This is a genomic window from Caulobacter sp. UNC358MFTsu5.1, assembly GCF_000712075.1.
In the GTDB taxonomy this organism is placed as follows: Bacteria; Pseudomonadota; Alphaproteobacteria; order Caulobacterales; family Caulobacteraceae; genus Caulobacter.
Genome location: NZ_JONW01000010.1, coordinates 321257 through 332142 on the forward strand (window position 1 = coordinate 321257; position 10886 = coordinate 332142).

Sequence of the window (10886 nt, forward strand, 5' to 3'; positions counted from 1 at the left end):
CGCCCCATTCACGAGCGATCGTCCGCTGTCGGACGGCGCCGGAAGCGTCGGGCCGCCACGGCGCGCGAGCCGAGCTTGCGGTCGAGCGTGGGCATGGCATAAGCCTGCGCTTCGGTTGGCGGGCGCGAGGCGCGGATGGTGACGTTGGTGGCTTGGCGCATTCGTTCGCTCTCCGCGATCGGCACCAGGAACGCAGCCTTCGTCCAATCCCGTACGCCGGGGCGGAAACTTTCTTGAAGCACTCCGGTCTTGGGTCGCGCCGGCGACAGACGGCGGGCGTCCTGGCTCTTGTCCTGGCGGTGGGTCAGGCGGGCGCGAGCCATGCCGCCGACGCCATCGCGCTGGACATGCCGGCGCAGTCGCTTTCCCTCACGCTGAAGCGGGTGGCGCGCGCCGGGTCGGCGGAGCTGGCCTTCGACCGCGCCGTGACCGACAAGCTCCGCGCGCCCGGGCTGAAGGGCCGATACACGGTCGACCAGGCGCTGGCGGCCGCCCTGGCTTCGACGGGCCTGGGCGTCCAGCGGACCAGCGACGGCGCCTATGTGATCAAGCCGATGGCGGGTCCGCCGCCGGCCCGGCCGCCGGTGGACGCCGGCGACGGGGCGGTGTCCGAGATCCTGGTCCTGGGCCGGCGCAACCTGAATACGGGCATCCGCCGCACCCGCGACGACATCCAGCCCTACGACGTGGCGTTGGAGGAGGCGATCCGCCGCGCGGGCGACCTGGACGTCGAGGGCTTCATCCGCCGGACCATGCCGGCCGACGCCCAGGCCGGCGCGCTGACCCAGTCGCCGGCCGCCAATTCCGCCTCGGCCCGGTCGCGGATCGACCTGCTGGGCCTGGGCGGGGGCCAGACCCTGGTGCTGGTCGACGGCCGCCGCCTGCCCAGCGCGCCCGAAGCCGTGGGCGCCAGCGCCGGTTTCATCCAGGCCGACGTCAACGGGATCCCGCTGGCCGCCGTCGAGCGCATCGAGGTGCTGACCGCCGCGGCCGGCGCCCTCTACGGCCCTGGGGCGACCGGGGGCGTGGTCAACATCGTCCTCAAGCGCGATTACCAGGGCGCCGAGGTGAAGCTGGCCCAGGGAGGCACCGAACACGGCGGGGGGCTGGCCTCCCGTCTGGACGCGGCGATCGGCCGGACCTCCAGCGACGGCCGGGGCGGGCTGTCGGTGCGGATCGCCCTGGGCCGGGACCAGGGGCTGGACGTGGGCGAGCGGCTGTTCGGCGAGCGGGCCCTGACCTCGAACGGCGCGGACTTCATCAAGGGCGGCGTGCCCAAGGCCTATGTGCCGGTGGGACTGGGCGTCAACGTGGTCAGCAGCGGCGGCCAGCTCACCCTGAAGCCGGCCTATGGCGGCCAGGCGCTGGGATCGACCTTCACCACCTTCTCGACCGCCGGCTTCACCGCCGCCGAGGCCGTCGCCAACGCGGGCCGGCTCGACCTGGACCTTCCCGACGACGCCTTCGGCGAGAAGCAGAGCCTGATGACCGAAACCTACCGGCGGTCGCTGGTGGTCAGCGGGCGCCAGGAAGCCGGGATCTTCGAGGGTTTCTTCGACTACCTGTTCCTCGACAATCGTGGCCGCGCGACGGTCCCGGCCGGCGACACGGTGCTGACGATGTCGGCCAGCTCGCCGCTCAATCCGTTCGAGCAGTCGGTCTATGTGTCGCGATCCGTCCCGTGGGAGGGGATCGTCCGCAACCGCAGCGCCACCCAGAAGCTCGACGCGGGGCTCATCGCGCGTCTGCCGCGCGGCTGGATGGCCGAGGCGGACGCCGGCTGGAGCCGGTCGCAGGTGCGGGTCGCCAACGACGCCCGGGGCGCCACCGTCTATGCCGGAACGTCCACCGCGGTCAGTTCGGGCTTGGTCGGGCCGAGCCTGTCGCCGTTCGACCCCGAGGACCTGTTCCTGGAGACCTATAGCGCCTATCGACTGGCGGGCGGCTCGCTGCTGAAGCTCAGCGACACGCTGGAGGATCTCAACCTGCGCGCCTCGGGGCCGCTGTGGCGCCTGCCGGGCGGTCCCTTGACCATGACGCTGTCGGCCGAGGCCGCGCGCGAGCGGGCGCCGGGCGGTCAAAGCTTCAGCTACGATCGCAACACCGGCCTGCCAAAGACCGTCCAGGGCAACCGGCTGGGCCTGACGACGCGGTCGGCCGCCGCCGAATGGCGCGCGCCCCTGACGACGAGCGACGCCTGGGGGCCCTTCAAGGACCTGGAGCTGCAAGCCGCCCTGCGCGCGGACGACTACCGGATGACCGCGCCCCGCTCGGACCTGACTCTCGACTCGGGCGGGATCGCCACCTTGAGCCAGGTGGCCATCGAGAACCTAGTCGTGGCCAAGATGGTGGGCGTGAAGACCTTCGTGACCGACGGCGTCATGCTGCGCGCCAGCTACAGCGAAGGCCATCTGCCGCCGCGCTCGGACCAGGTCCAGCCGACGGTCCTGTCGTTGAACGGGACCGGCTATCCCAAGCTGGACCCCAAGCGCGATGGCCAGCCGCTGGCCGTGACCGCGCCGATGCAGCTGGTCCAGGCCGGTTCGCCCGATCTCGACCCGGAGCTGGCCCGCACCTTCAGCCTGGGCGTGGTGATCAAGCCGCGATGGCTGGACGGGGCGCGGCTGTCGATCGACTACCAGCGCACCGAGAAGACGCGGGAGATCACCGAGGTCGACGCCGACTCCATCGGCTACATCCTGGCGCACGAGGCGCTGTATCCGTCCCGGGTGGTGCGGGCGCCCCTGACCGACGCCGATCGGGCCAAGGGCTACACGGTCGGCGCCGTCACCTATCTGGACGCCACCATGATGAACGTCGGCCGCTCGATCGCCGAGACGGTGGACGTCAGCGGCGAGTACCGCCGCCGGCTCGCGGGCGGCGAGGTCAGCGCCTATCTGCGCGGCGTCTGGCAGCCCAGCTATCGTCGCCAGGTGCATCTCGACGGTCCCTGGACCGAGACCGCCGGCTACAGCGACGGCCCCCTGCGTGTCCGGGCCTTCGCCGGCGGGCAATGGACGGGCGAGGCCCTGACCGTGGGCCTCAACGCCCGGTACTACGCCAGCTACGCGGTGGCCGATTCCGGCCTCCAGCCCCTCTACATCACCCAGTACCTGGCGCGGCTGAAGGGCGGGCGGATCCCGTCCCAGGTCTATCTGGACGCCTTCGCGGCCTGGTCGGTCGGCGAGAAGACCGAGGTCCAGCTGACCGTCCGCAACCTGGCCGACGCGACCCCGCCGTTCGCCTTCACCGCGGCCATGGGCTACAGCCCTTATGGCGACGCCGACGGCCGGGCCTTCGAGATCAGCCTGACGCGCCGGTTCTGACGACTACGGGGCCGGGCGGATCTCCAGCGTCTCGCCCACCCGGACCGCGCGGACCGGCAACAGCATCGACACGGTGCGCAGGAACCGCTCGGGCTCGCCCAGCTTGAACCGGCCGCTGACCTTCAGCGCCCCGACGCTGGGATCGGCGATCACCATCTTGCGACCGCCGTGGCGGTTCATCTCGGCGACCGCGTCGGACAGCGGGGTGTCGGAGAACTCGACGAAGCCGTCGCGCCAGGCCAGGACCGCGTTCACGTCCACCGTCTGCAGCTGGGCGGGGCGCCCGTCGCGCAGCATCAGGCGCTCGCCCGGCTTCAGCTCGTGCTCGGGCGGGCCGCCGTGCGCGCCGACCGCGACGCTGCCCTGCGCCAGGGTCACAGACATCATGCCGGGCATGACCCGCACGCCGAACGCGGTGCCGCGATCGACGATGGTCTGGTCGCGCGCGTCGACCGCGAAGGGGCGCGTCGTGTCGCGCGCCACCTGGATATAGACTTGGCCGCTCTCCACCCGCAGGCGGCGGACCTTGTCGTCGAAGGCGACGTCGACGCGGGTGGCGCTGTCCATGTCCAGCCGGGTGCCGTCCGCCAGGGCGACGGCGCGCCGTTCCCCCGCCAGGGTGGCCAGCTGGGTCGCCGGCGTCGGGGTCGCGACCTGGGCGCCGGAAGGCCCGCGCCCCGGCCAGTAGCGCCAGCCGACGCCCGCGCCCAGCAGCACCGCCGCGACGACGCAGGCGGCGGCCAGCGCCTTGGGCCATACGGGGGGGCGGGCGGCCAGGGCGCTGGCGCGCAGGGCCTCGGCCAGGGGATCGTCGCGCAGGTCGTCGGTCGCGCGGGCCCACAGGGCCTGGGCGCGGGCCCAGGCCGCCGCATGGTCATCGGACTCGGCCAGCCAGGCCAGGAAGGCCGGATCGGCGGCGGCGGCCGGATCGGCGTCATGCCGCGCCAGCCAGAAGGCGGCGGCGTCCTTCGGCGTCATTCCTGAAGGCTGTGTCGGGCGGCTAGGCGTCATGGTTTTCCTCTCCGAGCGAGAGAAGATGCTTGGCGGCCCGCTGCACGTGCTTTTCGACCGCGCTCAGCGACAGTCCCAGGCGGCGGGCGATCTCGGGATGGCTCAGGCCTTCCAGGCGGCGCAGGACGAAGATCGTCCGCGTCCGCTCGGGCAGGGCCATGATCGCGCGGGTGGTCGAGCGCAGGGCCTCGCGGGCCAGGACGGTCTGTTCGGGCGAGACGTCGGCCTGGCTATGGAGGTCGGGTTCGAACGACACGTGGGCGGAGCTCATGCGCACGCGGCGGCGTCGGAGCCGATCCTTCAGGACGCTGGCGGCGGTCGCGAAGACATAGCCCTCGAACCGGTCCAGGTCCTGGCTGTCGCCGCGCCGGACGATGCGCAGGAACACCTCCTGCACCAGGTCGTCGACTTCGTTGGCGTCCGGCAGGCGGCGCTGGAAATAGCGGGTCAGCGCGCCCCTCAGCGCGCGCGAGCGGGCGGCCAGGTCCGTCTCGCCGTCCTTGCCAGAGGTGTCGTCCCATCCCGCGCGCATGCGGGCGGCATCATGGAGCAATTCGGTCCAGGCCGTCCATCGCGGAGCCCGCTTCACGACGCCGGGCCGGGATCGTCGAAGTCGGTCGAGGCGCTGAGCGGTCCCCAGCGCTCCAGTTCGGCCAGACGGCGCTGGTCGGCGGCGCTGATCGCGGCGACGGCGTCGCTGCCCAGCGGCAGGCGCAGCGGCGGCTCGTCCATGGCGGCGACGACCAGCAGGACCTGGGCGGCGCGCTTGGGATCGCCCGGCTGCCGGCCGTCGTACTGGGCCTGCCGCCGCGCGGCCGCGCCGACCACGGCGTCGTACTCCGGACGTCCGGCGTTCAAGGTCGTGGAGGCACCCGCGAAGTCGGTGCGGAAGCCGCCCGGCTCGACGATGGTGACCTTGACCCCGACCAGGGCCATCTCCTGGGCCAGCACCTCGGAGAAGCCCTCGACCGCCCACTTGGCGGCCGAATAGGCCGCGCGGCCCGGCGCGCCCAGGCGTCCGCCCACCGAGGAGAGCTGGATGAAGTGTCCCGAACGCTGCTCGCGCATCACGGGGATGGCGGCCTTGGTCACGATGATCGCGCCGAACAGGTGGCGTCGATCTGCTTGCGGAAGTCCTCCAGCGCGGTGTCCTCCACCGAGCCGATGTCGCCGTAGCCGGCGTTGTTGACCACCACGTCCAGGCCGCCGAAGGCCTCGACCGCCAGGGCCACGGCGCGTGCCGCGGCTTGCGGGTCGGTGACGTCGAGCGCGGCCGTGCGCACCGCGTCGCCATACTGGTCGACCAGGTCGGCCAGGGCGCGGGGATCGCGGGCGGTGGCGACGACGCGGAGGCCAGCGGCCAGGGCGGCCTCGGCCAGGGCCCGGCCCAGGCCGCGCGAGGAACCGGTGATGAGCCATCTCTGAGACATGTCTTCTCCTTCAGGACGTCGGTGGTTCCGGCGCGACCCGGCGCGCGGGATCGGTCAGTTCGTGGCGGCGGTCTCGATCAGCTTGGAGACCTCGTGGGGGTGCGAGATCATCACCACGTGCGAGGCGCCGGGGATGGCGACCACCTGCTTGGCGTGGGCGCGCTCCGCCATCCACTTCATGGCGGCGGGCGGGATGTTGCGGTCGGCTTCGCCATAGACCCACCAGGACGGCAGGGTCTTCCAGGCGGTGGCGACGGACTTCTCGGCCCCGGCCGCGTCGGTCAGCGGGCGCTGGGCCACGGCCATCAGCCGGGCCTGCGCCAGCGGCACGTCGGCGGCGAACTGGGCGGGGAACTTGTCCTGCTGGATATACAGGTCGTGCGCGCCGCCGGGCAGGTCGACGGGCTTGTCCAGGGTGGGGGGCAGGGTGCTGCCCGGGAACTTGCCGGTCAGGTCGAAGATGCTCTCGCCGACCTCCGGCGCGAAGGCGGCGACATAGACCAGCGCCTTGACGTTGGAAGCGCCGTCGGCGGCGGCCGAGATCACCGTGCCGCCGTACGAGTGGCCGACCAGGATGACCGGGCCGGGGATGGAATTGATCACCGTGCGGACGGCGGCGGCGTCGCTGGCCACGCCGCGCAGCGGGTTGGCGGCGGCCACCACGTGATAGCCGTCGCGGGTCAGGTCGGCGACCACGCCGTTCCAGCTGCTGCTGTCGGCGAAAGCGCCGTGCACCAGCACGACGGTCGGCTTGGCCGGGGTCTGGGCCTGGGCGGCGGCCAGGCCGGTCAGGCTGAAGGCCAGGGCCAGGGCGAGGGTCTTCTTGGTCATCGGAGGATCTCCATGCGGTGATGTGTGGGGCGGCCAGGATGGCCCTGGGAGCGCCGGGTCTTGAAAGAAACAGCGGCTAGCCGAAGGTGAAGACGTAGGCGCGAAGGCCCGGGTCGAGGGCCTGGAGCTCGAAGGTGCGGTCGGCGACCGGCCGGGCCTGGCGGACCAGCTGGTACATGCGCGGCCGGTCAACCAGGCCCATGCCGTCGGCGCCGACGTCCCAGCCGTGGTCCTGGCCCGGCGCCTGGCCGTCCAGCCGCACCTGGATGCGGACGGGCCGGCTGGCCATGGCCGGGGCCAGCACCATGTGCAGGTCGCGGGCGTGGAAGCGGTGGGCGACCGCGGCGGCGGGCGCGGCGCTGGTGGCGAACTCCTCGCCGGCCTGCCAGACGCCCGACAGGCTCCAGCGGTTCAGCGGCAGGTCGCGCGGCGGGTGATAGCGCTGCTCGACGTCGCGCCTCAGGCCGCCGGGATAGACGAAGTCGGCGGCCTGGGCGTAGCCGACATAGGTCTCGCCCGATTCCAGGTCGCGGAAGTCGGGCGCCGCCTGCGGGCCGACGCCGACCACCTCCGACAGCGCCTCGGGCGCGCCCGGGCTGGGCCCCTGGGAGAGCAGCTTCTGGATCAGGCGCTCGATCTGGTCGTAGCGACCCTCGCCGTCGACATGACCGCGCAGGCGGCCGTCGGCGCCGATCACGTAGAAGGCCGGCCAGGCGTTGTTGCCGAACGCCCGCCAGATCCGCCGCCCGCTGTCGACGACGACGGGGAAGGTCACGTCCAGGTCCTTCAGCGCCTGGCGGATGTTGGGCAGCTCGGTCTCGAAGGCGAACTCGGGCGTGTGGACGCCGATCACCGTCAGGCCGCGGGCGCCGTACCGCTGCTGCCAGACCCGCAGATAGGGCAGGACCCGCAGGCTGTTGATGCAGGAGTAGGTCCAGAAGCAGACCACCACCACCCGACCGTCCAGGCCGCCGGCGTCGAGGGGCGGACCGTTCAGCCAGGGCCCCGACAGGTTCAGGGCGCTCAGGGCCGGGCCGCTGTCGAGCGCGCGGGCCAGGGCGCCGCGCACCGGCGGCAGGGCCAGCACGCCGCCCAGCGACAGCGGGACCAGCCCCGCCGCCGCGCCCTTCAGCCAGACCCGGCGGGACGGCCGGTCAGACGAGGTTGAACGCGACATCGATGTTGCCTTCCAGGGCCTTGGAGTAGGGGCAGGTCCGGTGGGCCGCCTCGACCAGCCGTTGCGCGACCTCGGCGTCCAAGCCCGGTGTCGAGATGTTCAGGCGGGCGGCCAGGAAGTAGCCGGTCCCATCGGTGTTCAGGTCGATCTCGGCGTCGATGGCCACGCCGTCCAGGGTCACGCCCTGCTGGCGAGCGGCGATCGCCATCGCGCCCTGGAAGCAGGCCGACCAGCCAGCCGCCAGCAGCTGCTCGGGATTGGTCCCGGCGCCGGGACCGCCGGGTGTCGACAGCTTGATGTCCAGCCGGCCGTCGTCGCTGCGCGCGGCGCCGTCGCGGCCGCCGGCGACGTGGACCTTGGCGGTGTAGAGGGTCTGGGTCATGGGAATCTCGTTCTCTGGAAAATGGATCAGCGGAGGGGGCGGAAGGCGGCGCGGACCTCTTCGGCGAAGACCCGGGGCTGCTCCCAGGCGGCGAAGTGGCCGCCGTTGGAGGCCTCGCTGAAGTAGAAGAGGTCGGTGTAGCAGCGCTGGGCCCAGGTCTTGGGCGCGCGGAAGATTTCGCCGGGGAAGACGGTGACGGCGACCGGCAGGTCGATGACGCCGCGGGCGTTGAAGTTGTTGGAGTGGTCTTCCCAGTAGATCCGCGCCGCCGAGGCGCCGGTCGCCGTCAGCCAGTACAGCGAGAAGTCGTCGAGGATCTCGTCGCGGGTCAGCACCTTCAGCGGATCGCCGCCGCTGTAGGTCCACTGCGAGATTTTCTCGTACATCCAGGCGGCCATGCCGACGGGCGAGTCGACCAGCGAGTAGCCGATGGTCTGGGGACGGGTGTTCATCATCGCGGCGTAGGCCGAGTTGTCGCGATAGAAGGCCTCCAGCTGGTCGAAGGCGCCGCGCTCCTTGGCCGACAGCGTGGCGGGCGCGGGGTCGCCGGCGGCCAGGATGTGGGCGATCTCGGCCGGGACCACGGCGGGCATGTTCAGGTGGATGCCGATCAGGCCCCGCACCTTCTGCAGCGCCATCCGCTGGGAGATCACCGAACCGCAGTCGCCGCCCTGCGAGACGTAGCGCTCGTAGCCCAGGCGCAGCATCAACTGCGACCAGGCTCGACCGATGTGGTCCGAGCCCCAGCCGGGGACGGTCGGCTTGGCCGAGAACCCGAAGCCCGGGATGGACGGGATCACCAGGTGGAACGCATCCTTCGCCTCGCCGCCGTGGGCGGTGGGATTGGTCAGCGGATCGATGACCTTCAGGAACTCCAGGATCGAGCCCGGCCAGCCGTGCGTCAGGATCATCGGTATGGCGTTGTCGTGGCGCGAGCGGACGTGGATGAACTGGATGTCCAGGCCGTCAATCTCGGTGACGAACATCGGCAGGGCGTTCAGCCGGGCCTCGACCTTGCGCCAGTCATAGGCGCCGGCCCAGTAGGCCATCAGCGGTTCCAGGGTCCGGCGGCGCACGCCCTGGGTGTCGTCGGACACCGGCTCTGCGTCGGCCCAGCGGGTGGCGGCGATGCGGCGCTTCATGGCGACGATGTCGGCCTGGGGGATGGCGACCTTGAATGGTCGGATGGCGGGCGAGGTTGCCTTGGCCAAGGCAGGCGCGAGGGCCGCCGCGCCGGCCACGGCGAGGCCGCCGACCACCGCGCGGCGGGTGGCCGGTAAGAACGGGTTGTTCACTGGAAACTCCGTGGAGCTTGGGGAGGAGGGGAGGCCCGAGCGCCCTAGGGCGCGTAGCGGGTGAAGACGTAGTCGCGGTCCTTCACGCGGGCGGCGTGGCAAGAGAAGCAGGTCTCGTGCTGGACTTGGTCCACCGGCTTGCCGTCGATGAAGCGGCCGAAACCCCAGCCGCCCGTCGAGGCGTAGCGCCTGGCGTCCTTGACCATCACCTGGACCGTGGTCGCCGCGCCGGGGACCGAGGCGGGAGGGAAGTCGGGCGAGGCCGTATGCTTCCAGGCCAGCTTGACCAGCACCGTCCCGTCGGGGAACGGGCGCGTCTTGCCGGTCCGGTAGGCCTTCAGCGCCTTGCCGTTGCCGACCGTGGCGCGCAGTTCGTCCAGCGGCGCGGCTTCCTGGGCGGGAGCGACCAGGGTCCAGTCGCGGTAACCGGACGGGATCCGCACCCCGTAGATCGGCGAGGCCTCGGAGGCCGGCCTGGTCCACGCCCAGGCCGAGGCGTCGGCCCAGCAGAGACCGGCGACGGTGACCGCGGCGCCGCCGGCGAGAACGATCAGCAAGGGCGACTTCATCGGTCCGCTCCCTACAGCTTTACGACGTCGAGCACGGCCTGGGCGAAGGCGGCGGGCGCCTCCTGCGGCAGGTTGTGGCCGATCCCGCCCGTGATCAGGCGGTGGGCGTAGGGGCCCTTGAACTTGCCCGCATAGGCGGCCGGCTGCGGATGCGGGGCGCCGTTGGCGTCGCCTTCCATCGTGATGGCGGGGATGGTGATCGGCGGGCCGGCGGCCAGCTTGGCCTCCAGGTCGTCGAACTGGGCCTCGCCCTGGGCCAGGCCCAGCCGCCAGCGGTAGTTGTGGATCACGATGTCGACGTGGTCGGGATTGACGAACGACTTGGCCGTGCGGGCGAAGGCGGCGTCGTCGAACGTCCACTTCGGCGAGGCCAGGGTCCAGATCAGCCGGTTGAACGCCTCGGTGTTGGCCGCGTAGCCGGCTCGGCCGCGCTCGGTGGCGAAGTAGAACTGGTACCACCACTGGAGTTCCGCCGCGGGCGGCAGCGGGGCGGCGTTGGCCTTCTGGCTGCCGATCAGATAGCCGCTGACCGAGACCAGCGCCTTGCACCGCTCGGGCCAGAGGGCGGCCAGGATGTCGGCGGTCCGCGCGCCCCAGTCGAAGCCGGCGACGACGGCCTGCTTGATCTCCAGGGCGTCGAGCAGGGCGATCCCGTCCATGGCCAGGGCGGCCTGCTGGCCGTTGCGCGGCGTGTCGGTCGAACGGAAGCGGGTGGTCCCGTGGCCGCGCAGGTGCGGGACGATCACCCGATGGCCGGCGGCGGCCAGCCGCGGGGCGACCTCGACGAAGGCGTGGATGTCGTAGGGCCAGCCGTGCAGCAGCAGCACCGCCGGGCCGTCCTTGGGGCCCATCTCGACATAGCCGA

General features: G+C 72.0%; 10 protein-coding genes and 1 pseudogene. 1 reads left to right on the plus strand and 10 read right to left on the minus strand.

Annotated features, from left to right (window positions below; translation table 11 throughout):
* Nucleotides 1-8 precede the first annotated feature (8 nt).
* Nucleotides 9-161, minus strand: coding sequence for a hypothetical protein (locus BR39_RS26820; RefSeq protein ID WP_197026739.1), 153 nt, complete (start codon nt 159-161; stop codon nt 9-11).
* Between the two features lie 72 nt (nt 162-233).
* Here BR39_RS26820 and BR39_RS25475 point away from each other — a divergent pair, with 72 nt between their 5' ends.
* Nucleotides 234-3326 carry a TonB-dependent receptor gene (locus BR39_RS25475; RefSeq protein ID WP_156035853.1) on the plus strand — a complete coding sequence of 1031 codons (3093 nt, stop codon included), beginning with the start codon at nt 234-236 and terminating at the stop codon, nt 3324-3326.
* 3 nt (nt 3327-3329) lie between these two features.
* Here the strand turns inward: BR39_RS25475 and BR39_RS0120965 are convergent, their stop codons facing one another.
* From BR39_RS0120965 to BR39_RS0121005, 9 genes and pseudogenes are all read right to left on the minus strand, one after another.
* Nucleotides 3330-4304: a FecR family protein gene (locus BR39_RS0120965; protein ID WP_029915830.1), complete on the minus strand. Its 975-nt coding sequence runs from the start codon at nt 4302-4304 to the stop codon at nt 3330-3332.
* Between the two features lie 22 nt (nt 4305-4326).
* The gene (locus BR39_RS0120970; protein WP_051695987.1) at nt 4327-4869 is read right to left on the minus strand and encodes an RNA polymerase sigma factor; all 543 of its coding nucleotides are present in this window, start codon (nt 4867-4869) and stop codon (nt 4327-4329) included.
* Nucleotides 4870-4922: 53 nt separating this feature from the next.
* Nucleotides 4923-5767 (minus strand): annotated as a pseudogene (locus tag BR39_RS27485) (oxidoreductase).
* A 54-nt stretch (nt 5768-5821) separates the two neighbouring features.
* The gene (locus BR39_RS0120980) at nt 5822-6598 is read right to left on the minus strand and encodes an alpha/beta fold hydrolase (protein ID WP_029915834.1); all 777 of its coding nucleotides are present in this window, start codon (nt 6596-6598) and stop codon (nt 5822-5824) included.
* 76 nt (nt 6599-6674) lie between these two features.
* Complete coding sequence (locus BR39_RS0120985) at nt 6675-7775, minus strand: redoxin domain-containing protein (RefSeq protein WP_029915836.1); 1101 nt, start codon at nt 7773-7775, stop codon at nt 6675-6677.
* Entirely contained in the window at nt 7753-8157 is a 405-nt protein-coding gene (locus BR39_RS0120990; RefSeq protein ID WP_029915838.1) for an organic hydroperoxide resistance protein, read from the minus strand. The genes BR39_RS0120985 and BR39_RS0120990 overlap by 23 nt, the downstream gene beginning before the upstream one ends.
* Before the next feature lie 26 nt (nt 8158-8183).
* The gene (locus tag BR39_RS0120995; protein WP_029915840.1) at nt 8184-9452 is read right to left on the minus strand and encodes an epoxide hydrolase family protein; all 1269 of its coding nucleotides are present in this window, start codon (nt 9450-9452) and stop codon (nt 8184-8186) included.
* A gap of 44 nt (nt 9453-9496) precedes the next feature.
* Nucleotides 9497-10021 carry a cytochrome P460 family protein gene (locus BR39_RS0121000; RefSeq protein WP_029915842.1) on the minus strand — a complete coding sequence of 175 codons (525 nt, stop codon included), beginning with the start codon at nt 10019-10021 and terminating at the stop codon, nt 9497-9499.
* An 11-nt stretch (nt 10022-10032) separates the two neighbouring features.
* Nucleotides 10033-10886 (minus strand): alpha/beta fold hydrolase (locus BR39_RS0121005; RefSeq protein WP_029915844.1); only part of this gene is annotated, 854 nt, incomplete at its 5' end.